General features: G+C 64.6%; 22 protein-coding genes. 9 read left to right on the top strand and 13 right to left on the bottom strand.

The window, feature by feature from the left end; translation table 11 throughout:
* Positions 1-13 precede the first annotated feature (13 nt).
* The 6 genes from VIM95_RS02525 (at position 14) to VIM95_RS02500 (ending at position 6,465) form a co-directional block, all read left to right on the top strand.
* The gene (locus tag VIM95_RS02525; protein ID WP_331982633.1) at positions 14-1,489 is read left to right on the top strand and encodes a DUF3138 family protein; all 1,476 of its coding nucleotides are present in this window, start codon (positions 14-16) and stop codon (positions 1,487-1,489) included.
* Positions 1,490-1,856: 367 nt separating this feature from the next.
* Positions 1,857-3,284 (top strand): circularly permuted type 2 ATP-grasp protein, encoded by a 1,428-nt coding sequence (locus VIM95_RS02520; RefSeq protein WP_331982631.1) that lies wholly within the window; start codon positions 1,857-1,859, stop codon positions 3,282-3,284.
* 78 nt (positions 3,285-3,362) lie between these two features.
* Positions 3,363-4,331, top strand: coding sequence for an alpha-E domain-containing protein (locus VIM95_RS02515; protein WP_331982629.1), 969 nt, complete (start codon positions 3,363-3,365; stop codon positions 4,329-4,331).
* Positions 4,328-4,873, top strand: coding sequence for an arsinothricin resistance N-acetyltransferase ArsN1 family B (locus VIM95_RS02510; RefSeq protein WP_331982627.1), 546 nt, complete (start codon positions 4,328-4,330; stop codon positions 4,871-4,873). Before VIM95_RS02515 ends, VIM95_RS02510 begins: the two co-directional genes overlap by 4 nt.
* The gene (locus VIM95_RS02505; RefSeq protein ID WP_331982625.1) at positions 4,851-5,651 is read left to right on the top strand and encodes a transglutaminase family protein; all 801 of its coding nucleotides are present in this window, start codon (positions 4,851-4,853) and stop codon (positions 5,649-5,651) included. Before VIM95_RS02510 ends, VIM95_RS02505 begins: the two co-directional genes overlap by 23 nt.
* 82 nt (positions 5,652-5,733) lie before the next feature.
* Entirely contained in the window at positions 5,734-6,465 is a 732-nt protein-coding gene (locus tag VIM95_RS02500) for a proteasome-type protease (protein WP_331982623.1), read from the top strand.
* A 138-nt stretch (positions 6,466-6,603) separates the two neighbouring features.
* Here the strand turns inward: VIM95_RS02500 and tauD are convergent, their stop codons facing one another.
* The 4 genes from tauD to tauA form a co-directional block, all read right to left on the bottom strand.
* On the bottom strand, positions 6,604-7,437 hold the full coding sequence (gene tauD, locus VIM95_RS02495) for a taurine dioxygenase (protein ID WP_331982621.1): 834 nt from the start codon (positions 7,435-7,437) through the stop codon (positions 6,604-6,606).
* Positions 7,438-7,461: 24 nt separating this feature from the next.
* On the bottom strand, positions 7,462-8,316 hold the full coding sequence (gene tauC / locus VIM95_RS02490) for a taurine ABC transporter permease TauC (RefSeq protein ID WP_331982619.1): 855 nt from the start codon (positions 8,314-8,316) through the stop codon (positions 7,462-7,464).
* Positions 8,313-9,092 (bottom strand): taurine ABC transporter ATP-binding subunit, encoded by a 780-nt coding sequence (gene tauB, locus VIM95_RS02485; protein ID WP_331982617.1) that lies wholly within the window; start codon positions 9,090-9,092, stop codon positions 8,313-8,315. Before tauB ends, tauC begins: the two co-directional genes overlap by 4 nt.
* A gap of 86 nt (positions 9,093-9,178) precedes the next feature.
* Positions 9,179-10,183 (bottom strand): taurine ABC transporter substrate-binding protein, encoded by a 1,005-nt coding sequence (tauA, locus tag VIM95_RS02480; RefSeq protein WP_331982615.1) that lies wholly within the window; start codon positions 10,181-10,183, stop codon positions 9,179-9,181.
* Between the two features lie 220 nt (positions 10,184-10,403).
* Here tauA and VIM95_RS02475 point away from each other — a divergent pair, with 220 nt between their 5' ends.
* Positions 10,404-11,984 carry an ABC transporter substrate-binding protein gene (locus VIM95_RS02475; RefSeq protein WP_331982613.1) on the top strand — a complete coding sequence of 527 codons (1,581 nt, stop codon included), beginning with the start codon at positions 10,404-10,406 and terminating at the stop codon, positions 11,982-11,984.
* Positions 11,985-11,996: 12 nt separating this feature from the next.
* On the opposite strand, the gene VIM95_RS02470 is transcribed toward VIM95_RS02475, so the two are convergent.
* Complete coding sequence (locus VIM95_RS02470; RefSeq protein WP_331982611.1) at positions 11,997-13,508, bottom strand: pyridoxal phosphate-dependent decarboxylase family protein; 1,512 nt, start codon at positions 13,506-13,508, stop codon at positions 11,997-11,999.
* Positions 13,509-13,590: 82 nt separating this feature from the next.
* Positions 13,591-14,661, bottom strand: a complete 1,071-nt coding sequence (rsgA, locus tag VIM95_RS02465) for a ribosome small subunit-dependent GTPase A (RefSeq protein ID WP_331982608.1) — start codon at positions 14,659-14,661, stop codon at positions 13,591-13,593.
* A 429-nt stretch (positions 14,662-15,090) separates the two neighbouring features.
* Here rsgA and VIM95_RS02460 point away from each other — a divergent pair, with 429 nt between their 5' ends.
* Complete coding sequence (locus VIM95_RS02460) at positions 15,091-16,071, top strand: Gfo/Idh/MocA family oxidoreductase (RefSeq protein ID WP_331982606.1); 981 nt, start codon at positions 15,091-15,093, stop codon at positions 16,069-16,071.
* Positions 16,072-16,107: 36 nt separating this feature from the next.
* Here the strand turns inward: VIM95_RS02460 and VIM95_RS02455 are convergent, their stop codons facing one another.
* The 4 genes from VIM95_RS02455 to VIM95_RS02440 all read right to left on the bottom strand — a co-directional run bounded on the left by VIM95_RS02455 (position 16,108) and on the right by VIM95_RS02440 (position 17,649).
* A complete protein-coding gene (locus tag VIM95_RS02455) occupies positions 16,108-16,374 on the bottom strand; it encodes a hypothetical protein (protein WP_331982604.1) in 267 nt (88 codons plus the stop codon).
* Positions 16,375-16,394: 20 nt separating this feature from the next.
* Positions 16,395-16,808, bottom strand: a complete 414-nt coding sequence (locus VIM95_RS02450) for a group III truncated hemoglobin (RefSeq protein ID WP_331982602.1) — start codon at positions 16,806-16,808, stop codon at positions 16,395-16,397.
* Between the two features lie 98 nt (positions 16,809-16,906).
* Positions 16,907-17,161 carry a GIY-YIG nuclease family protein gene (locus VIM95_RS02445; protein ID WP_331982599.1) on the bottom strand — a complete coding sequence of 85 codons (255 nt, stop codon included), beginning with the start codon at positions 17,159-17,161 and terminating at the stop codon, positions 16,907-16,909.
* A gap of 2 nt (positions 17,162-17,163) precedes the next feature.
* Entirely contained in the window at positions 17,164-17,649 is a 486-nt protein-coding gene (locus tag VIM95_RS02440; protein ID WP_331982597.1) for a flavodoxin family protein, read from the bottom strand.
* A 210-nt stretch (positions 17,650-17,859) separates the two neighbouring features.
* Here VIM95_RS02440 and VIM95_RS02435 point away from each other — a divergent pair, with 210 nt between their 5' ends.
* On the top strand, positions 17,860-19,299 hold the full coding sequence (locus VIM95_RS02435) for an NAD(P)H-hydrate dehydratase (RefSeq protein WP_331982595.1): 1,440 nt from the start codon (positions 17,860-17,862) through the stop codon (positions 19,297-19,299).
* 6 nt (positions 19,300-19,305) lie between these two features.
* Here the strand turns inward: VIM95_RS02435 and VIM95_RS02430 are convergent, their stop codons facing one another.
* The 3 genes from VIM95_RS02430 to VIM95_RS02420 all read right to left on the bottom strand — a co-directional run bounded on the left by VIM95_RS02430 (position 19,306) and on the right by VIM95_RS02420 (position 23,605).
* Complete coding sequence (locus tag VIM95_RS02430) at positions 19,306-20,232, bottom strand: peptidylprolyl isomerase (protein ID WP_331982593.1); 927 nt, start codon at positions 20,230-20,232, stop codon at positions 19,306-19,308.
* A 496-nt stretch (positions 20,233-20,728) separates the two neighbouring features.
* On the bottom strand, positions 20,729-22,231 hold the full coding sequence (locus tag VIM95_RS02425) for a CoA-acylating methylmalonate-semialdehyde dehydrogenase (protein WP_331982591.1): 1,503 nt from the start codon (positions 22,229-22,231) through the stop codon (positions 20,729-20,731).
* A gap of 36 nt (positions 22,232-22,267) precedes the next feature.
* Positions 22,268-23,605, bottom strand: coding sequence for an aspartate aminotransferase family protein (locus tag VIM95_RS02420; protein WP_331982589.1), 1,338 nt, complete (start codon positions 23,603-23,605; stop codon positions 22,268-22,270).
* Between the last annotated feature and the right edge of the window lie 93 nt (positions 23,606-23,698).

The raw sequence follows: 23,698 nt of genomic DNA, 5'->3' as shown, positions 1-23,698 counted from the left end.
TACGGGGAATAACATGCAACGGAGCATCAAACCGATCAGTCTGCTGGTCGCGGCGGCCTTTGCCAGCACGGCCGTCGCCAGCCACGCCGGCGACAAGGAAAAGCGCGAGATCAATGACCTCAAGGCCCAGGTCAAAGCCCTGCAAGCGCAGGTCGATGCACTCAAGGACGCCACCCAGAGCCTATTGGCCAAGCAGCCGGTGAATACCGCCCTGCCAGCCCCTGCCGTAGCACCTGCACCGGCACCGGCGGTGGCCAGCGACGAGCCCACCCTGGAACAGCGCGTCAACAAGATGGAACTGCAGGTCGAACAACTGGCCAGCGCCGACGCCGAAGGCCCCAACGCCGGCCTCAGCATCACCGGCTACGCCGACGTGGCCTACTTTGCCAACCGCAATGCCAAGACCAGCAGCTTCAGCTTTGGCCGGCCGAACAATTCGACCTATGCCTACGACAACTCCTCGATGGGCGATATCTACCTCGATATCAAGAAGACCTTCGGCACCGGGACGGTCATGCCGGCCCAGGCAGCCAGCGTGCTGGCCCCGACCTTCGAGGTGGTGATCGCCCCCAACCGCGGCTACGGCGCAGGCTCGACCGGTGGCAACAACATCGTCCATACCGCCCAGGTGACCTTGCCGGTGGACAAGAGCATGTCCTACTTCTTCGGCCAGATCGGCTCCTTCGCCGGCTACGAGTACTACCAGTCCAACCTGCTCAACACCATTACCCACAACCTGCTGTATGACTTTGCCGACCCGGCCTACTTCACTGGCGCCGGTGTGACCTACACCAGCGGCAACGCGGCCTGGAAGTTCATGCTCGGCAACCCGAACAGCCAGCCCTTCTCGGGCGGGGTGAAGTCGCCGACCTTCGAATACCGGCTGGACTACACCTGGGACAGCAAGACCAACATCGGCTGGTCGGGCTATGTGGGCAAGAGCAGCGTGAACAACCGCCAGGATGCCCCGACCGACTTCAAGTCGGCCGTCGTCTACACCGAGGCCGACCTCGCCTATACCCTGTTCGAGACTACCCTCAACGCGCAGATCGACTACGGTCGGCAACGCAAGGCGGCCTGGAACGGCGGCGACGCCACCTGGTGGGGCCTGTCGCTCTTGGGCAACTACAAGTTCAACGACGATTGGGCCGGTACCTTGCGCTACGACTACCTCGACAACAGCAAGAACGGCGGCGGCATGCCGGCCTACTACGGCGCGGGCGGTACCGACACGGTCAATGGCTGGGGCATCGACCCGGCCTGCCTGGCCGATGCACAGGCCAACGACCCGAGCGACTACGGCTTCGCTTGCAAGGGTGCCAAGCGCAGCGCGATCTCGGCAGCGCTGCTGTTCTACCCGATGAAGCAGGTGGTGCTGAAGAGCGAACTGCGCTTCGACCACGCCAACCTGCCGGTCTTTGCCAAGAAGAACGGCGAGCAGGTCAAGAACAACACGCTCTTCGGATTGCAGGCGGTGTACAGCTTCTAGGGCCTGTTTGCTTTCACATAGCGGCTTAGTATCTGAAGTCAGCACTGGCGCCCGGGATACCCGGGCGCTTGTCATTTGTGCGGGCAGGACGAGCGGCCCTTCCCTGATTGATTCCCCCTACTCACTGCCCCCCCCGGCGGGGAACCTCGCTGACGCTCGTCAGCACATTAAATTCGCGCCGGCGCTGTAAGCCGTTTTTCCAGAGAGTTCCCAATTTGACAGGAGCCCCTGTTTTGGGGCGCTGCACACTATTGGTGCAAACGGGCGACCACAAGTAGCAACTCGCTAGACAAACCATTGATTTTAATCAGGCAGAACATCGGCACGGCTCTTGCATAGACTCCATATAAGCGATCCGGGAGTCCCTATGCACGCCCTCACCCTGCCGGCCCAAGGCCATTACGACGAGATGCTGCTGCAAAGCGGCGCAATCCGGCCGCATTACCAGCCCTTTGCCAGCTGGCTGCACGCCCAGACGCCCGAGGCGCTGGCCAAGAAACGGGCCGAGGCCGACCTGCTGTTCCGCAAGGTGGGCATCACCTTTGCGGTCTACGGCGATGAGGCCGGGGCAGAGCGGCTGATCCCCTTCGACACCGTGCCGCGCATCGTATCCGCCAGCGAGTGGCAGATACTGGAAGCCGGCCTGCGCCAGCGGGTCACCGCCCTGAACCGCTTCCTCTGGGACATCTACCACGACCACGAGATCATCAAGGCCGGCCTGATCCCGGCCGAGCAGGTCTTCGCCAACGCCCAGTACCAGCCCGCCATGCAGGGCCTGGACCTGCCGCACGGCATCTATACCCATATCACCGGTGTGGACCTGATACGCCATGCCGACGGCGGCTACTACGTGCTGGAAGACAATCTGCGGGTCCCCTCCGGGGTCAGCTATATGCTGGAGAACCGCAAGATGATGATGCGGCTCTTCCCCGAGCTCTTTGCCCAGTACCCGGTGGCACCGGTGGCGCACTACCCTACCCTGCTGCTCAACACTCTGCGCCATGCCAGCCAGGCAGATAACCCGACCGTGGTGGTGCTGACCCCCGGCCCCTTCAACTCCGCCTATTTCGAGCATGCCTTCCTGGCCCAGCAGATGGGGGTCGAGCTGGTGGAGGGGCAGGATCTGTTCGTCAAGGACGACCACCTCTATATGCGCACCACCGTCGGCCCGCAGCGGGTGGACGTGGTGTACCGCCGCATCGACGACGCCTTCCTCGACCCGCTGGCCTTCCGCGCCGACTCCATGCTCGGGGTGCCGGGCCTGCTCTCGGTCTATAAGCAGGGCAATGTGATCCTGGCCAATGCCATCGGCACCGGCGTAGCGGACGATAAGTCCATCTATCCCTATGTGCCGGACATGGTGCGCTTCTACCTCGGTGAAGAGCCCATCCTGCACAACGTGCCGACCTGGCAGTGCCGCAAGCCGGATGAGCTCGACCATGTTCTGACCCATATGCCCGACCTGGTGGTGAAGGAAGTCCATGGCGCAGGCGGCTACGGCATGCTGGTCGGCCCCGCCTCCACCACCGCCGAGGTCGAGGACTTCCGCGAGCGGGTACGCGCCAACCCCAGCAACTACATCGCCCAGCCCACCTTGTGCCTCTCCAGCTGCCCCACCTTTGTGGAAAGCGGTATCGCCCCCCGCCATATCGACTTGCGGCCCTTTGTGCTGACCGGCCGCGAGATCAGCATGGTGGCCGGTGGCCTGACCCGGGTGGCGCTCAAGGCAGGCTCCCTGGTGGTCAATTCATCGCAGGGTGGCGGCACCAAGGACACCTGGGTGCTGGAGGGTTAGTCCATGTACACCGCCTGTCGCATATCACTCCCATGCCAAGGCCGGGCCCGTGCCGCCCGGCAGCAAAGCGAGGCTTGAATGCTATCCCGTACCGCCGCCCAACTTTACTGGCTGAGCCGCTACCTGGAGCGGGCCGAGAACCTGGTCCGCATGCTGGACGTGACCCATTCGCTCTCGCTGCTACCACAGACCCGTGGCGCACTGACCGAGCTGGCCGCGCCGCTGGCCGTCACAGGCAGCCTGGATGCCTTCCACGCCAGCCACACCAAGCTGGACGCCGACCGGCTGTTCAACTTCATGGCGCTGGACCTCGACAACCCGACCTCGGTGCTGAGCTGCCTCAAGTTCGCCCGAGAGAACGCCCACGCGGTACGCGGCCAGATTACCGCCGAGATGTGGGAGGCCATCAATGCCAGTTGGCTGGAGGCACGGCAGATGCCGCAGCGGGGCATACCCAGCGTGTCCGCCTTCTTCGACTGGGTGAAGGAGCGCTCGCACCTCTTTCGCGGCGCCACCTACGGCACCTTGCAGCGTAACGACGCCTACTGCTTTATCCGGCTCGGTACCTTTATCGAGCGGGCCGACAACACCGCACGCCTCTTGGACGTAAAGTCACAATTGATCGAACCGGCTCACGCCAGCCTGATGCCGGTGGATGCTCCAGCCGAGAGCGCGCCGGACTTCTACGCCTGGAGCGCGCTCCTGCGTTCGCTCTCGGCCTTCGAGGCCTACCATGCCGCCTACCGCGACAGCCTGGACGGGCGGCGGGTCACCGAACTCCTGATCCTGCGCCCGGACGTACCGCGCTCGCTGCGTGCCTGCTGCGACGAGATCCGCCTGATCCTGCCGCAAATCGAGGCCGCCGAAGGCGCGCTCGATGCCGGCCGGCACGTCAAGCAACTGGCCGGCAAGCTGGCGGTACAGCTGGAATACGGCTCGGTCGACGAGATCCTGGCACTGGGCCTGCACGACTGGCTGACCGGTTTTCTGGCCCGCTCGGCCAGGATCAGCGAGGCAATCTCCCAAGCCTACCTGGAGGCCGCATGATCGCCACCGACACCCGCTTGATACGCCAGGCTCGTGTAGATGACAGCGAGGCCATCGCGGCCATCTACAACCCCTATATCCTCGATACCGTCATCAGCTTCGAGGAAACACCGGTAGACGCCGCCGAGATGCGGCAGCGCATGGCCAAGGTGACCGAGGCCGGCCTGCCCTGGCTGGTGGCGGAAGAAGATGGTGAACTTCTGGGCTACGCCTATGCCACACCCTGGCGTGTGCGCAGTGCCTATCGCTACGCGGTCGAGAGCTCGGTCTACCTGGCCCCCGCCGCACGCGGCCGCGGCTTGGGCAGCCAGTTGTATAGCGAACTACTGGCCTTGCTGCGCGCGCGCGGCCTGCACACGGTGATCGGCGGCATCGCCCAACCCAACGCAGCCAGTGTCGCTTTGCACGAAAAGCTGGGCTTCAAGCGGGTGGCCATGTTCGAGCAGGTGGGCCTGAAGTTCGGCCGCTGGGTGGATGTAGGCTACTGGCAGGTGCAGTTGCTAGCCGGAGAGGACGCGGATGTACCTCGAAATCGAGCATGAGACCATCTACCGCTACGACGCCCCGGTGGCGCGCAGCACCCAATACCTGCGGCTCACGCCACGTGCCGGCCGCCGCCTGCGCATCATCGACTGGCAGCTGACCCTGCCGGCCCGCGCGAGCCAGGGTCTCGATGCCTACGGCAATGTGCTGCATGTGCTGACCCTGGACCAGCCGCATAGCGAGATCCGTCTCCATGCCCGCGGCCGGGTCGAGACCCTGGACGAGCCGCCCTCGCCAGAGCAGGACGACGGCCTGCCACCGCCCTTGTTCCTGCGCGACTCCGCCCTGACCCGCGCCGACGCCGCAATCAGCCGCTTTGCTGGGCAATTCATGGAACCCCTGGCTGCCAACAGGCAGACGGGCCTCGCGCAGCTGATGCAGGCGCTCGGCGAGCATATGCCCTACACCCCCGGTAGCACCGACGCTGCCACGCCGGCGGCCGAAGCTTTTGCCAACCGCAACGGGGTGTGCCAGGACCATAGCCAGGTCTTCGTCACCTGCGCCCGCCTCCTGGGCGTGCCGGCCCGTTATGTCAGCGGTTACCTGGCCGCCGATGTGCAACATGTGGCCAGCCACGCCTGGGCCGAGGTCTGGCTGGAGGATGGCTGGCTGGGTTACGACGTGAGCAACCAGTGCCTGGCCGACCAGCGCTATGTGAAATTGGCCGTGGGCCAGGACTATCTGGATGCCTGCCCGGTACGTGGCGTGCGCGTGGGTGGCGGGCTGGAGGCCATGCGTGCCATGGTGCAGGTCAGCCAGGGGCAGGCTCAGCAATAATCCTCACCCCGCCCCCGCCTGGCTGGGCTAAGCTGGGCGGAATCACTCGCTCCCTCGCCATACCATGACCTACTGTGTTGCCATGCGGCTCAAAGCCGGCCTGTTGTTCGCCTCGGATTCCCGCACCAATGCGGGGGTCGACCACATCGCCACCTTCCGCAAGATGCACCTCTTCGAGTTGCCGGGGCAGCGCCTGATCGTGCTGCTCAGCGCTGGCAACCTGGCTACCACCCAGAGCGTGGTGAGCCTGCTGCGGCAACGGTTGGACTTCGACGCGGTCAACCTGCACAACGTCTCCACCCTCTACGACGCAGCCACCCTGGTGGGCAACACGGTCAAGGAAGTGGTCGCCCGTGACGCCGGCACCGCCACCCAGAGCCAGGGCGTGGACTTCGGCGCCAACTTCCTGGTCGGTGGCCAGATCCGCGGCGAAGGTCCGCGGCTATTCCATATCTACCCGCAAGGCAACTTCATCGAAGCCGGCATCGATACGCCCTACTTCCAGATCGGCGAGTCGAAGTACGGCAAGCCCATCATCGACCGGGTGGTAGACCACGACACCTCCTTGGCCGAAGCCGCCAAGTGCACGCTGATCTCGTTCGACTCGACCATACGCAGCAATCTCTCGGTGGGCCTGCCCATCGACATGCTCATGTACGAACGCGACAGCTTCACCCGCGCTGCACCGCACCGCATCGATGCGGATGATCCCTACTTCAACAAGTTGCGTAAGGAATGGGGGTCCGGTTTGCGTCGGGTATTCGGGAAGTTGCCGGATGCAGACTGGTTTGGAGGTACGGACCAGCGCTCGTAGTCCATCGTCCAAAAGCGTTTAGCGGCTGTCGCCGCGTTATCCGCACCTCGTGCAGTTTAGGGTGGGGTGCGGATAACGCGGCGACAGCCGCTAAACACCCCCTTCTAGGAGGGTGGCCCTCTCAATGACCTTCTACGGTCAGAACGGCCTATCCCCCAAGATCGTCGCCCTATGCATGATGCGCCGCGCCGGCAGATAGTCCGCGACCGCATAGTGCTGCGTCACCCGGTTATCCCAGAACGCCACATCGTCCAGCTCCCACCGCCAGCGCAAGGTGAATTCCGGCCTCGCCACATGGGCGTAGAGGAAGGCCAACAGTGCTTCGCTCTCCCTGGGCTGCAGATCCACGATGCGGGTGGTGAAACCCTCGTTCACAAACAAAGCCTTACGTCCGCTGACCGGGTGGGTGCGCACTACCGGGTGCAGCAGCGGCGGGTGCTTGCGGCGGGTTTCCTCCCAATGGGCGGCGGCTTCGGGGGTGATGGCATGACGGCTGGCCGGGAAGGATTTGACGAAGTCATGCTCGGCCTGCAGGCCATCAAGCAAAGTTTGCAAAGGCTTGGACAGCGCCTCGAAAGCAGCAATGCCGCTGGCCCATAGCGTGTCGCCACCGGTGGGCGGCAATTGCTTGGCCGCCAGGATGGCCCCCAGCGGTGGGGTCTGGATAAAGGTGACGTCGGTGTGCCAGTTGTCATTGTCCGGCAGATTGTTCGCATCGGTATCCAGCACCATGATCTGCGGGTGCTCCGGGATGTTGGGATAGATCGGATGCACATGCAGGTCGCCAAAACGGGCGGCGAAATCACGCTGCTGCCGCGGCGTGATCGGCTGCTTGCGGAAGAACAGCACCTGGTGCTCCAGCAAGGCCTGGCTGATGGCAGCCTGATGCGCGTCGGCCAGTGGTTCGGCCAGGTTCAGCCCCTCAACCAGGGCACCGATGGCAGGAGTAAGCGGGGTGATACCTAACGTCATGGGGAGACTCTGCTTGTGTTTGGATCAGCCCCGGCCATGCCAGGGCACGAAACGATGTTGCAGGGCACGCAGGCCCAGTTCGAGCGAGAAGGCGACCAAGGCGATGACGGCGATACCCAACACCACCACATCGGTCACCAGAAATTGCGCAGCGGACTGCACCATAAAGCCCAGACCACGGGTGGCCGCCACCAGCTCGGCCGCCACCAGGGTGGACCAGCCGGCACCGAGGCCGATGCGCAGGCCGGTCAGGATGTCCGGCAAGGCGCTGGGCAGCACCACCTGGCTCAGCAGTTGCCAGCGTGTGGCGCCCAATGACTGGGCGGCACGCAAGCGGCTACCGTCAACCGCACGCACCGAGCTGGCAGTGGCGATCACGATGGGCGCGAGTATGGCCAGAAAGATCAGCAACACCTTGGAGAGTTCTCCTATGCCGAACCAGATCACGATCAGGGGCAGATAGGCCAAGGGCGGGATGGGCCGGTACAGCTCGATCAGGGGGTCGAGTATGCCGCGCGCCCAGCGGTTGAGGCCGATGGCCATGCCCAGCGGCACGCCCAAGGCTGCAGCCGCCAGCAAAGCCAGGCCGATACGGCCCAGGCTGGCCGCCAGATGCTGCCATAGCGTCGCCTCCATATAACCCTGGGTGGCCAGCAGCCAACCCTTGGCCAGCACCGCCTGTGGCGGTGGCAGAAATAGCGGCGCCACCCAACCCTGCCAGCTCACCAGCCACCAGGCCAGCAGCAATACCAGCACGGTCACGAGACCCAGCTGGGTGGTGCTGAGCCAGGGTGTATGGCGCAGGGTAGGCTTGGTCCGCACGGGCTCGGGCTGACTGTCTTCGTACAACGCCGGAAGAATAGGGTCATACATCGTCATGCAGCCTCCAGCTCGGTGCCCAGCACCCGCGCCAGCACCTGCTCACGCACGGTAATAAAGGACGGGTCGGACTTGATGCGACGCACCGACTCGCCAGCCGCATGGCGGCGGCCAAAGTCGAGCTTGATACGCTCGACGATGCGCCCAGGCCGGGCCGACAGCAGCAAGAGCTCGGTCGCCAGGAACACGGCCTCTTCAATGTCGTGGGTGATCAAAAAGACCTGCTTGCCGGTTGCCTGCCAGACCCTGAGCAGCAAGGCCTGCATCTGCTCGCGGTTGAGCGCATCAAGCGCGCCAAAAGGTTCATCCAGCAGCAGCACGCGCGGGTCGGCTGTCAGGGCGCGGGCAATGCCCACGCGCTGGCGCTGCCCGCCGGATAGTGCCCAGATCGGTTGACTGGCGTGCTGAGCCAGGTCCACGAGATGCAGCAACTCACGCGCCCTGGCCTCCCGCTCGGCGCGCGGCACCCCACGCAGCTTGAGCCCGAAGGCCACGTTGCCGAGCACGTCCAGCCAGGGCAACAGCGCGTCGTCCTGGAACACCACGCCACGCTCGGCCGATGGTCCCTCTACCGGCACACCGTCGAGGCTGATGCTGCCACTATCTGGCGCCACAAAGCCGGCCATCAGATTGAGCAAGGTGGTCTTGCCGCAGCCCGAGGGGCCCAGCGCCACCACCAGTTCGCCGTTACCCACGGCCAGCGAGATACGGTCCAGTACCGGTGCGGCATGGTCCTCATAGCGTACCGAGACCGACTCCAGCTGCAGGCTGCTCATGACGTATTCCTATCGAAGGGACTGTCAGCCCATAAGCCTTGCGGCCATATGTGCTGACATGAAGGTGGGATTCAGCGGCCGAGGTCCTACTTGCTGGCCACCTTGGCGGCGCTGGCCTGTTTGACGAACTTGGCCTCGACATAGGGGGCGTAGTTCGGCAGTACCGCATCGACCTTGCCCTGCTCCTTGAGGAAGGCCGAGGTGGCCGCGACTGCCTGTACCGTGCCGTTACCCAGCAGGGTGGCTTGCTCCTTGAGCGTGGGGTAGCGGTTACCGGCCAGCAGCTCGGCCACCTCCTCAGGCTTGGAGCCAGTGATACGGGCGATCTTGTCGGTATTGGCCTTGTCGGCGCCAAAGGCCTTGGGGTTGCTCTCGTAGCGGGCGTAGTACTCGCCGGTCACCTTGGCAAACTGGGTGACGAAGTCCGGGTTCTTGTCGGCAAAATCCTTGCGCACGATCCAGGCATCGAAGGTCGGCGCCCCCCACTTGGCCACGTCGGCCGAGCTGATCAGTACCTTGCCATTGGCCTTGGCGGTACCGAGCGCCGGGTCCCAGACATAGGCCGCGTCGATATCACCACGCTGCCAGGCGGCGGCGATCTCGGTCGGCCTGAGGTTGAGGATCTGTACCTTGCCGGTATCGATCTTCCAGTGCTTGAGCGCGGCCAGGAGGCTGTAGTGGGTGGTAGAGACAAAGGGCACGGCGATCTTCTTGCCCTGCAGGTCCTGCGGCTTGCTGATGCCGCTGCCGTTACGCACCACCAGCGCCTCGGCCGTACCGATCTGGGCGGCGATCAGAAAGGTCTGGATGGGCAGGCTGCGGCTGGCGGCGGCAGCGAGCGGGCTGGAACCGACATAGCCAATCTGCACGTCGCCCGAGGCTACAGCGGTGATCACGTCGGCACCGCTCTCGAACTTGCGCCACTGGATAGACTTGCCGGTGGCCTTCTCATACACGCCATCGGCTTGGGCCACCTTGGCCGGCTCCACCGTGGTCTGGTAGGCAATGGTCACGGCGTCCTCCGCCTGGGCCAGAAGGCCGGCTGTGGCAAGAGCGGCGGCGAGGGTATATTGCTTGAGCTGCTTCAACATGGCGTGCACTCCTAAAATATCGCTGGTTTACGGTCGATGGCATTGCCACCTCCGATCGCCCCCGGGGCGTGCGACCTGCAGTGGTGTGAGTGCACTGTAGCCCCCTCTATTTATGTTTAATAATTATTAAAAATTAATTTTTAATTGCCAATTAGAATATAAAGCCCAGCCATAGGCTCGGCTACGATATGGTCATCCTGTTGCAAGCCCTGGAACCGCAATGCGCGCCCTGCCTTCCCTATTGATGCTGCTCGCCGCCACCGGCGCGCTGGCAGCCGCCAAGCCCCTGGTGGTCTGTGCCGATGCCGACCCCGACAGCTTCGACCCGGCGCAGAGCGCCAACGACGCCACCCATAAGGCCTCCGCCGCCAAGCTCTACAACAACCTGATCGAATACGAGCCAGGCCCCTTCCGCTTTACACCCAGTCTGGCGCAATCCTGGGACATCTCGCCCGACGGCCTGGTCTATACCTTCCACCTGCGTCGTGGGGTGAAATGGCAGACCACCGACTGGTTCAAGCCCGGTCGCGACTTTACGGCCGCCGACGTGCTGTGGACCCTGCAACGGCAGATCGACCCTGCCCATCCGGGTGCCAAGGCGGCTCCAGGCGGCTTCCCTTACGCCAATGCCGGCGACTGGCAGCACCTCTTCAAAGCGGTCGAAAAACTCGATGACTACACCGTGCGGCTGACGCTGAACCAGCCTTATGCCCCCTTGCTGGAGCGGCTGGCCCACCCGGCCCTGGCCATCGTCTCGGCCGAATACGGCCAGCAGCTCGATGCCCGCGGCACACCGCAGCTGATCGGCAGCCAGCCGGTCGGTACCGGGCCCTATCTGCTCAAGAAGTTCGACAAGGGCGCTCAGGCGCGCTACGAGGCCAACCCGCAGTACTGGCGGCAGAAGCCCGCCATACCCAAGCTCATACTCGCCACCGTGCCCGACCCGGCGGTAAGGGCGCAGAAGCTGCTGGCCGGCGAATGCCAGCTGGCAGACACCATCAAGCCGCAAGACCTGCCCAAGTTCGACAACAACCCGCGCTTCGGCGTCACCCCGCTGCGCAATCAGGCCAGCAGCCAGCTTTTCTTCAACGTGGCCCGCAAGCCCTACGACGACAAACGCGTGCGGCAGGCCCTGGCAATGGCCATAGACCGTAGCGCCATCGTCCGCGGCGTCTACGACAACCGCGCCGAACCAGCGGCCGCGCCCTATTCGGCGCGCAGCCTGTGGGGTAGCGAGGCAGTCAAGCCCGCCGCGCCCGACCTGGCCCGCGCCCGCAAGCTCTTGGCCGAGGCGGGCTACCCGCAGGGCTTCGAGGCCGAGCTGTGGGTACGTCCAGGCGGCTCAGGCACCAACCCGAGCTTTCGGCAGACGGCCGAGTCCATCCAGGCCGATTGGGCCAAACTGGGTGTCAAGCTGACGCTACTGAATGTGGAATGGGTGGAACTGGTGAAGAAGGCCCGCTCCGGCGAGGCGCCGGCGCTTTTGAGCGGTTGGAGCGGCGCATTGGACCCGGATGGCTTCTATAGCAACCTCGCCAGCTGCGACGCTGCCAGGAACGGCTACAACTTCGCTCATTGGTGCAACAGCCGGGCAGACGCGGCACTGGATGCTGCCCGGGTGGCCACCAGCCAAGCCAAGCGCAGCCAGTACTACCGCGAGGTGCAGAAGATACTGGCCGATGAAGTGCCCTTCACCACCCTCACCTACCCGCTGCCGGTGGTGGTCTACGACCGCAACCTTGTTGGGGTAGAGCCGACCGCCAGCGATAGCTACAAGATCGAGCGGCTGCGCTGGAAGTAGCGCCGAGCAAGCCTAGATTTTAGCCAGACGCGCCCTACCCGCCTTCAGGATGGCGTCGACCAGGATGTCGACGTCTTCCGGCCGGGTGCGGTGGTTGACGAAGGCCACGCGGATGACCAGCTCACCGCGTATCAGCGTGGTCGAGGGCACGGCAATGCCATCCACCTGCAGGTCGGCCACGATCTCGGCATTGAACTGGCCCTGGTCATGCCCTGGCGCCAGGAAGCGGAAGCAGACCACGTTGAGCGCCACCGGTGCGACGCACTCCAGTTCCGGCTCCAACTCCACCCTACGCTGCAACTGCGCGGCCAGCGCGCAGTTGGCGGCAATCACCTGGCCGAGCTTGTCGGCGCCGTAGGTCTTCAGCGTCATCCACACCTTGAGTGCCCTGAAGCCACGTGAGAGATCCGGACCAAAGTCGGTCGGCCAAGGGTGGCCGGCCGCCAAGCCGCGTGCCTCACGGCGCAGATAGGTGGGCTGGGTGGCAAAGCTCGCGGCATGGATATCCGCATCGCGCACCACGATGCAGCCGGCGTCATAGGGCACCTGGGCCCATTTGTGGAAATCGAAGGCCACCGAATCAGCATCGCTGATCCCGGCCAGTAGCGGCCGCTGCGTGGGCGAGAGCATGGCCATGGCGCCGAAGGCGGCATCGACATGGAACCACAGCCCATGCTGCTTGCTGAAGGCCGAGAGCGCTGCCAAGTCATCGACAGCACCGGTATCGACCGTGCCCGCGCTGCCCACCACCATAAAGGGCCGCAGACCAGCAGCGAGGTCTCGCTGCACCGCCTCGGCCAGCTTGGCCATGTCCATGCGGTGCAGCTCGGTGCAGGGGATCAGACGTAGCGCGGCGGTGCCGAGGCCAGCCATATCCATGGCGCGCGAGACGCAGTTATGCGCCTCGGTCGAGGTATAGGCCACCAGTTGCCGGCCGCCCACGCCATCGCGGCGCACCTCGCTGCCCACGGCGCGGGTGCGGGCCACCAACACAGCGATCAGATTGGCCAAGGAGGTACCGGTCACCAAGACGCCACTGGCTCCCTTGGGGAAGCCCAGCATCTCGGCCGCCCAGCGGATCACCTGCCGCTCGACCTCGATGGGCGCATGGTCGCGCCCACCCAGGTTGGCGTTCATGCTGGCGGCGAGCAATTCACCCAACACGCCCACCGGGTTGCCGCCACCGTGCACCCAGCCCAGAAAGCGCGGGTGGATATTGCCGGTGATATAGGGTTGCACCAGGCGCTGGAAGTCCTCGTAGGTCGCCCCCAGGTCGCCCGGCCCACGTGGCATGGCCTCGCCGGTCAGCTCGGCGCGCTCGGCGTCCGGCATCTTCTGCCATACCGGCCGCTCGCGCACGCTGGCCATAAAATCGACCATATCGTCGAGCATGCGGTGGCCCATTGCACGGAAGGACTCCCAATCGGCGGGATCCAGGCTGTCGGCATCGGTATGGAAAATGGGAGATTCGGACTGGGGCAAGGTCATGGCGGCAAGCGGCAGGAAGACAGAGAGGTCCGCCACCCAGGGCGCCTGATTCGGCGCCCCGGGGACGGCGGACGAGAGTCTACCGCAGCACCCGCCGGCCGGGCAGACCGGCCGGCGGTCAGAAGCCACGCCGTTTTTCGCGCGAACGCTGCTCGCCGGCCTTGCCGATGGACTTCCACTTGGCCTGCATGGCCTTGCGCTCCAAGGGTGTCTGCTGGCCACGCCGTACTTCGCGCAGCAGCTTGTGGTAGTTGAGCAGGCGATCGGGCGAGATCCCCTCCCGTACCGCACAACCCGGCTCGTCGAGGTGCTGGCAATCGCGGAAGCGGCATTGCACCGCCAGTGCCTCGATGTCCTCGAAAGTCGAGGCCAGGGTCTCGGCATCGGCATCCGGCCGCCATGTGCGCAAGCCCGGGGTGTCGATGATGCAGGCCCCGTCGGCACACAGATGCAGCGAGCGGGCCGTGGTGGTGTGTCGGCCCCGGCCATCACCACGGCGCACGTCGCCAGTCTTCTGCCCTGCCTGGCTCAAGGTATTGGTCAGCGTGGACTTACCGGCGCCGGATGAACCCAGCAGCACCAGGGTCTGACCCATGCCCAGCCAGGGAGCAAGGTCCTCGGCCGTCTCTGCGGCGTGGGCATCCACCGCATAGACCGGCACGCTGCGCGGCAGGCGCTCATGCAGCTCGGCCATGCGGGCCTCCACCTCGGTACCGATATCCGCCTTGGTCAGCACCACCACGCCCATCACCCCGCTGGCCTGTACCAGCGCCAGATAGCGCTCCATGCGCCGCAGGTTGTAGTCATGGTCCAGACCCATCACCAGGAGGGCCGTATCCACATTGCTGACCAGGGCCTGGCGACGTCCGTCACCAGCCCGACGTGCCAAGTGGGTAAAGGGCGTCAGCCGCTCACTCACCCATAGCTCGCCATGTTCATGCAGCTCAACCACCACCCAATCGCCCACTGCCAGGCTGGTGCCCTGCAGTTGCAGGTCGGCGGTCAGCCCAGGCAAGGCACGCAGCCCGTGCTCCTGCTCACCGTCATGCGCATGCAGGCAATCGCGTTGTACTTCAGTAATCCGCATCAGCCGGCTGCCGGGCGCGGCTTGGCCGAGAAAGGCCAGTTGGCTGACGATTTGTTGTGTGAGGCCGATGTTGCGCAGTACTTCGAAATCGAATTCGATCATGGTGTCGTTGTATTCCAGGTTGCAAGCCTGCGCCGTGCGCAGGCGAACCACGGCGCCAAGGGGCGCGTGGGACGAAGGCAAATGGAAGTCGGCCGCGCGTGGCGGACGTATCAACGCACCTGGAAAACGATTCGTTCGAAATCAGACCAGACCGCTCAGGGGCGGCAGGGGTACTACAGGGGGAACGAGCTCAGGCAGCGGCCGACAGGAGGGCAAGATCAATCTGACGCATGGCACTTCTCCTGTGGTTGTGAATGGGATGCTGCAGTCTGCCGCCGCCGGCCCGGCCACGTCAAGCAACAGTGCAAGCGCTGTGGTGAGCCTGGCCACAGACTGCCCATGCCGAGAGCGGTAGTCATCCCGCCACCACTACCTTGCAGGCAGCCGTTAGCATGGGCGGCAAGACACCATCAGAGGGGGGACAGAACCATGCAGCAAGCCATACGCTGGGGCATCCTGGGCACCGGTGGCATCGCCCGCCAGTTGGCCATCGCGGTCAACGATACCGAGGGCGCGGTACTACAGGCGGTCGCCTCGCGCAGCGGCCCGCAGGCGGCGCGCTTTGCCGCCGAGCATGGCAGCCGCAGCCATTACCCGAGCTACGCCGAGCTGGTGGCCGACCCGCAGGTGGAGGTGGTCTACATCGCCACCCCGCACGCCCAACACTACGCCGCCGTCATGCTTTGCCTCGAAGCCGGCAAGGCGGTGCTGTGCGAAAAGCCCTTCACCCTCAACGCCCGTGAGGCTCGCCAGGCGATCACCTACGCCAAGGCGCGCGGCCTCTTTTTGATGGAAGCCATGTGGACCCGCTTTATACCCGCCATACGAGAGGCGGAGGCCATGGTGGCGCGCGGCGAGATCGGTCGCGTACACGCGGTGCAGGCTGATTTCGGCTTCCACCATCCCTTCGAGCCGGCCCACCGCCTGTACGACCCGGCCCTGGGAGGCGGCGCCTTGCTCGATATCGGCATCTATCCCCTGGCGCTGGGTCAGCTCTTTCTCGGCCCTGTTGCCAGCACGAACGCCCAGGCAGAGCTTGGGCAGAGTGGCGTGGATGAGCAGACCGCCTTCAGTCTGCAGCACGCGGGCGGCGGCATGACCGGCGGCTTTTGCAGCCTGCGGGCACAAACACCCTGGGAGGCGACGCTCATGGGCGAGCGCGGCAGCATCAGACTGCACAGCCCCTTCTTCAAGCCGGAGCGGCTCACCCTGACGCGCGACGGAGTCAGCACCACCTCCGAATATCCCCACCGCGGCAACGGCTATGGCTACGAGGTCGAGGAAGTAAACCGCTGCCTGCGCGCCGGGCTCTGCGAGAGCCCGCGCATGCCCTGGGCCGACACCCTGATCTCAATGGACGCGCTGGATACGATCCGCGCCCAGATCGGTCTGCGTTATCCAGGCGAATAACACCCACCTTATTTAGATGCATATAAAATACTATTTTTAGCGCAAGGCTAAAAGCGTTGCAGCGCCCAAGGCCTCGTTCCGGCGGTTGGCACGCTTGCCCTCTTCGGCCACGGCCAGGCGCAACACATAGCCGAACTTCATTGCGCTGGGGCCAAGCAGCAACATCAAATGGCCGGCCACCTGGGTAGCGAGACCCACCCGATTGTTGACCACATAACCGAAGTAGAAGCCCGTCAGGGTGATCAGTACCGACATTTCCATCAGATAGATCGATATACGGCGGAACAGGGGCAGATTGCGCATGGTGTTGCTCCTTCGAGACTTCAGTGAGGAATGGCGGCAATGTCCAGCTTGGGTCTGGCGGGGATGTGGCCCAGCTCATGCATCAGGCGCAACGATTCGGCGATCCGCTCGGCCCGCTGTAGCCAGCCTTCGGCCAGCTCAGCTGCGATATGGTCATCCAGGGTGGTGCGAAATAGCGCCAGCCAGTCCACCAGCAGGTCCGGAGTGAAGCCGGCCTCGGCATGGCGGGTCGCAACATCGTAGCGGTAGTCCAGATAGCGCTGGCCACCCAGGGTGACCCACCAGAAATGCGTCAAATGTTCCTCATGCGCGGACCAATCCGCCACCTTGGCAAACGCTGTCGCCAGCGCGCTATGGGCGCGTACCCTGGCATAGAAGTCATGGACCACGGCCTTGACCTGCTCCATGCCGATCTCGCTGGCGATATTGCGCATGCTGGACTCCACTGAGCTGGTTTACGTGGGCTCATCGTATTAAATATGTATTTATTATGCAAGATATTTGCGCAGCCAAGCAGGAAAGAAAGGCCGCCCTAGCCTGCCAGCAAGGCCAGCTTGGCCGAACGAGGCAGTTTCTTGATCGCCGCCTCGCGCTTGCTGGCTGCCGAGCGGTCGGCGCATACCTCGGACCAGGCCAGCACCACCGGCAACCGCACACGGGTATAGCGCGCCCCCTTGCCAGCGTTATGGACAGCGAGCCGCTTGGTGAGGTCGGTGGTAATGCCGCAATAGAGACTGTCGTCTGCGCAGCGCAATAGATAGACGTACCAGCCGCTGTCGTTCGCCATGCTCAGAACAGGCCCATGGCAATGCCGGCCGCCAGACCTTCGCCCAGCTCATAGGCCGCCTGCAGCTCTGCCTCACCCGGTGCGCCGTGAATAACGGTGGCCGGCACCACGGCCTTGAACGGGTAGCCGCGGGCGATGCGCTCCACTGCCGTGACCGCCCCCTGGCCATCATTGCCGGCGACCACCAGGAGCGCATAGGGCAGCCCCTCCACCTTGCCTTGGGCCGGGTAGAAGGTACGATCGAAGAAGTCTTTCAGCGCGCCGGCCATATAGCCGAACTTTTCCGGCGTCACCAGCAGGAGGCCATCGGCGGCCAGCAGTTCTTCCAGGCCAGCCCTGAGCGCCGGTAGCAAGCTGACCGTGCTCCCCCCCTCGGCACCGGCGGCACCTTCATAGGCCGCCCGTGCCAGGGCGTAGCAATGGCCAGCCTCGGATTGGCCGGCATGCAGGATCAAAAGGTGGCGAGCGGCGCCTTCCGTGGTGTGCATATCGCTAGGGATTTTCTGTAACAGTCTCGGGAACCGCGCTTGGGACCACATAGAATGCATGTCGGCACGCCAAGCCGCGCCGCATTCCCGATACTTTTGCAGAGCTTCCCGGGTGTGTGCAAGGAGCTTGCGCAGTGTCAAGGCCGGCGCTGGGCAGCGAGCTGGATTTGGCCTAGGCTGGCTAGCACAGCCAACTACTCCTTCCGCCCCATGTACTACCCGGTCAAACAGCTACGCAACCTGGAACGGCAGCATCTGGCCCAGGGCCTGCCGCTGATGCAGCGTGCAGGCCAGGCCGCTGCCGATTTCGTCAGCCAGCGCTTTGGCAGTGCAGCGCAGCTGCTGGTAGTGGCCGGGCCGGGCAATAACGGTGGCGATGCCCTGGTCACCGCCCGGCTATTGAAGCAACGCGGCTATACGGTCCACCTCTTGTTCCGCGGTGAAGTCGATCGCCTGCCGGCCGATGCAGCCGCCGCTTGGCGCGAATGGCAAGCCGCCGGTGGACTGGTGGTGGATAAGATTCCACCCCACCCTGTCACCGCGGTGATCGATGGTGGTTTCGGCATAGGCTTGAACCGGCCGCTCGATGCTGACTGGAAGACGCTGATCGCAGCGGTGAATGCACTGCAGCGCCCCCTGCTGGCGCTGGATGTCCCCAGCGGCATTGCCGCCGACAGCGGCGCCCGGCTGGGCGCGGCAATGCACGCTCGCTGGACCCTGAGCTTTATCGGCCGGGCACGTGGACTGGCTACCGGTGCCGCGCGCGATCATGTCGGAGAACTGCACTGCGATACGCTGGGCCTGGATCTCACGACCACCCCGCCCCCAATCTGCTGCAGCCGTCAGTTGGCAGCAAAGACGCGGCTGCCCCGCGAGACGGACAGTCACAAAGGACGCTTCGGCACCGTCGCGGTACTGGGCGGTAGCGCCGGCATGGCTGGCGCCGCCTTGCTGGCGGGTCGCGCCGCCCTGCATGCCGGCGCAGGCAAGGTGCTGCTGGGACTGCTCGACCCACAGGCACCATCGGTCGACCCACTACAAGCGGAGCTGATGCTGGGGCCGGCCGAGCCGCAACGGCTAGCCCCCGCCGACGTACTGGTGGTCGGCCCTGGCCTCGGCCCTACCGGCGGCCCCTTGCTGCAGTGGGCGCTGGATAGCGATAAACCGCTGGTACTGGACGCCGATGCGCTCAACCTGCTGGCCGGGGCTCCTGAGTTGCGGCACCACCTGGCAGTTCGAGCCCACCCCTGCCTGCTCACGCCTCACCCCAGCGAGGCGGCACGGCTCTTGGGCGTGGACACCGCAGCAGTACAGGCAGATCGCTACCATGCAGCCCGCAGCCTCGCCAGCGGGCTGGCCGCTACGGTGCTGCTCAAGGGCGCCGGCAGCATTGTGGACGATGGCCACCACACGGCCGTCAACCCGAGTGGCAGTGCAGCCCTGGCCAATGCCGGCCAAGGCGACGTCTTGAGCGGTCTGCTGGGTGCCCTGCTGGCCCAAGGCCTCGCGCCCTGGCAGGCAGCCAACCTGGGCGCCTGGGTGCACGGCGCCGCCAGCGATGCTTTGGTCGCCAACGACGGCCGCCTGGTCACCCCGGCCAGCGAAGTCCTGCTGGCCGTCGACCGCTTGCTCGGTGCTCAGCGAGCCTGAACAGGCTCAACCCTTGGCTTGCTCGATGGGGCGGGTAGGCACGCCCAGGTTGCAGACATTCACATGTTCGGCGCTGTGCACATACCAGTCACCACTGGCATGGCGTCGGCTTTCCACCAGCGCGCGCCAGGTATCGGTGTCGGTGCGCAGCACCTCCAGCGCCGGGCGCTCGGCAGCCGGGATATCGGCCAGCAGCTTGACCTTGCTGATCGGCACGTACTGCTCCGGCTTCTCGTAAAAGCCCAGCGCCTTGGTACCTCGTGGCAAGGCGCTCAGTGCTTCCATGCCCTTGAGTACCCGGCCCACTACGGTGATATTGAGGTCCAGCGCACGCGGCGCCTGGCCGATGATGACGTAGAGGCTGCTGCCATTGCTACTGTCCACCTCATTGCCGCGGCCGGCACCGATCACGCCGTAGCAGTGCGGTATCCAGGCCTGGTTATGCTTGGGATCGGCCGCTACCGGCAGGCCATCCAGAAAGCCGCTCACCGGCGCATAGCCGTCGGCATCCTTGAGGCGGCTGATCGGCAGGCCCTTGTAGGGTATCGAGAACTCCGCCGGCAATTTGGCCTCGGCCCCACCCAGGGATTTGGCCTTGGCGGTGTCCTCATCGGCCGGGTCGCCCCATTGGGTCACAAAATTGTCCTGCACCCGGATCACCGCCAGCCCATCGTAGTAACCCTCGCTGGCCAGCTTGCGGATATTGGCCGCATGCCGCGGCGCAAAGCGCGGCGCCAGCTCGAAGATCACCTGGCTGCCATTCACGTCCATCACCAGCGTGTTCTGCAGATCCAGCGCCCGCCAATCGGCCGGCTTGGATTGCTTGATGATGTCGGCAGGGCTCGGGTTGGGCTTCTTCGCCGCCCACACGGGCGAGGCAACACTGCCGATCAGGCAGACGGCAAGAACGGCACGGCGCAAGGTAAACGACACGGCGGATACTCCGGTAGGTGGCAAAGCCCGGACCGGATAAGCCCAGGCGCAGGCCCGCAGCATGCCATAGCCCCAGCACCACAACGATTGGCCGACCGACCGCTGTCGTATTAAGTGAACAACTCAGACCAGAAAATTTCCTGCTGCTGGCTCTACGGAGCCAGGCATCCGTAAAGCGGAGCGCAATGCCCCAAGCGTAGCGAGGCTCCCCTGCGGCGGCAGGGGCGGGGTATGGAATCAACAAAGCCAAAGCGCACTTTAACTTCATATGCAGCAAAACGCCCGGCTATGCCGGGCGTTGAACGACCACCTGAACCCAAGCAAACGCCACCAAATTTCGCTAACAAGCGTCAGCGAGACTCGCTCGCGGCGGCGAAGGCGGGGGGCCGCGGGGGCTCGGACTCAATAAAGCGAAGCCCGCTTGAACATCAACTGCTGCTTAACTCCCGGCTCAGCCGGGAGCTGAGCAGACATCAACACCTCCGCAAATCGTCTTCTATTTCATGGTGGGCATGACGAACTCCGCCCCGGAGCGTATTGACTGCGGCCACCGCGCCGTCACCGTCTTGAGACGGGTATAGAAGCGGATGCCCTCAGCCCCGTAGGCGTGGTGGTCGCCAAACAGCGACTGCTTCCAGCCACCAAAGCTCATAAAGGCCATGGGCACCGGAATGGGTACGTTCACGCCCACCATGCCGACCTGGATACGTGCCACAAAGTCACGCGCAGCATCGCCATCACGGGTGAAGATGGCGGTGCCATTACCGTAGGCATGCGCATTGGTGATGCGTACCGCCTCCTCGTAGCTGTCCACCCGCACCACGCACAGCACCGGCCCGAAGATCTCTTCCTGGTAGACCTTCATATCGGTACGTACGCCGTCGAACAGGGAGCCGCCGAGGAAGAAACCCGCCTCGCAACCGGCCACCACATGGCCGCGGCCGTCGACCACCAGCTTGGCGCCTTCCGCCACACCGGCCTCGATATAGCCCGCAACCTTGTCACGATGGACCCGGCTGACCAGGGGGCCCATCTCGATATCGTTGCCGGCGTCCCAGGCGCCGATCTTCAGCATCTGTACCTTGGGGGCCAGCCGAGCGATCAGCGCGTCGGCGACTTGGTCACCCACCGCCACCGCCACCGAAATGGCCATGCAGCGCTCGCCGGCCGAACCGTAGGCGGCCCCCATCAGCGCGTCCACCGCCTGGTCGAGGTCGGCATCGGGCATCACCACCATATGGTTCTTGGCCCCGCCCAACGCCTGCACCCGCTTGCCCTTGGCCGTGCCGGTGGCGTAGATGTACTGGGCAATGGGAGTGGAGCCGACAAAGCTGACCGCCTGGATGTCCGGGTGGTCCAGGATGGCATCGACCGCCACCTTGTCGCCGTGCACCACGTTGAAGACGCCGTCGGGCAACCCAGCTTCCTTGAGCAGCCGCGCCAGTAGCAAGGATGCCGAAGGATCGCGCTCACTGGGCTTGAGGATAAAGGTATTACCGGCCACCAGGGCCAGCGGGAACATCCACATCGGCACCATGGCCGGGAAATTGAACGGCGTGATGCCGGCCACCACGCCCAGAGGCTGCCGCAGGCTGTAGCTATCGACCGATGTGCCGACGTTCTCGGCAAACTCGCCCTTGAGCAGGTGGGGCGCGCCACAGGCAAACTCCACCACTTCGATGCCACGGATCAGCTCGCCATGCGCATCGGCGCGCACCTTGCCATGCTCCTGCGAGATGGCAGCGACGATCTCCTCGGCATGCCGCTCCAAGAGTTCCTTGAACTTGAACATGACCCGTGCCCGACGCAGCGGCGGCGTAGCTGCCCAGGCCGGGAAGGCCGCGGCGGCCGCGGCAACGGCCTGGTTCAGTTCTGCCGGGCTGGCGAGCGCGACCTTGCCGCTGACTTCGCCAAAAGCCGGGTTGTAGACCTCGCTGTAGCGGCCCGAGTTGCCGGCCACAGTCTGGCCGTTGATCCAGTGCGGTATGAGATTAGCCATGGGGTAGTTTCCTGTGTCTGGGGAGCGGGAACCGGCTCAGCCGGCAGCCTGGATGGATTCGGCCAGCACGTCGGCCATGCGCTGCAGCTCGGCCGGGCTGGAGATAAAGGTCGGCCCCATGGCGATGATGTCGCCGGTGAAGCGGAACAGCACGCCACGCTTGAGCGCCTCTTCAAACACCCGGATACCGCGCAGGCCGGGCTTGCCTTCCATGGGTGCCAGCTCCACTGCAGCCGCCAACTGACAGTTGCGGATATCGATCACATTGCTCGTGCCCTTGAGACCATGCACCACGCGTTCCAGCTCCGGCACCAGCGTGTTGACGCGCTCATAGATGTGCTCTTCCTTGATCACATCCAGCGCCGCGTGGGCGGCCGCCACCGCCAGGGCATGGCCGGAATAGGTGTAGCCATGGAAGAACTCGACCAGGTGCTCCGGGCCGGTCATGAAGGTGTCGTAGATCTGCCCGGTGGCGATCACGCCGCCCATGGGTACGAGGCCGTTGTTGACGCCCTTGGCGAAGGTGATCAGGTCGGGGGTGACGCCCCAGTGCTGGGCAGCGAACGGGGCGCCCATGCGGCCGAAGCCGGTGATCACCTCGTCGAAGATCAAGAGGATGCCGTGCTTGCTGCAGATCTCGCGCAGCCGCTTGAGGTAACCCTTGGGCGGTACCACCACGCCGGCCGAACCCTGCATGGGCTCGACGATGACGGCAGCGATGGTGGAGGCATCGTGCAGCGCCACCAGCCGCTCCAGCTCGTCCGCCAGATGCACGCCCCAGTCCGGCTCACCGCGGCTGTAGGCCATCTCCTTGAGGTTGTGGGTGTGCGGCAGGTGGTCCACCCCTTGCAGCATGCCGGCAGCAAACATCTTGCGGTTGGCCACCATGCCGCCGACCGAGATACCGCCAAAGCCCACTCCGTGGTAGCCCTTCTCGCGGCCGATAAAGCGGGTGCGGTGCGCCTCGCCCCGGGCGCGGTGGTAGGCCAGCGCCATCTTCAGCGCGGTATCCACCGCCTCGGAGCCGGAATTGCAGAAGAACACGTGCTCAAAGCCCTCAGGCGCCGCCTCGGCGATGCGTTCGGCCAGCTGGAAGACCTGGGGCGTGCCCATCTGGAAGGCGGTACCGTAGTCCAGCACATCGAGCTGCCGTTTGACCGCCTCGACGAGCTTGGGGTGGCGATGACCCAGACCGCAGCACCACAGGCCGGACAAGGCGTCGTAGAGCTTGTTGCCCTCGGTGGTCCAGTAGTAGCTACCCTCGGCCTTGGCCAACAAGCGGTTCTGGTGATGCTGCTTGTAGTAGCGGTTATGGCTGAACGGCATCCAGTAGGCATCGAGTTGCTGGTGGGGGTCTAGCTCGCTGTGGCCCATGGTCGGCTCCGTGGCTGTAGTGTAATGGTCTGTACTGAATATCTTTTGTCACGGCACTTGTGACGGCGACCCAGTATCAGCCATGATTCAGGC

Origin of the sequence: Chitinimonas sp., assembly GCF_036568685.1 — a bacterium.
Lineage (GTDB): Bacteria > Pseudomonadota > Gammaproteobacteria > Burkholderiales > Chitinimonadaceae > Chitinimonas.
The sequence above is the reverse complement of the archived record's forward strand: the minus strand, read 5'-3'. Positions and strand labels throughout refer to the sequence as shown.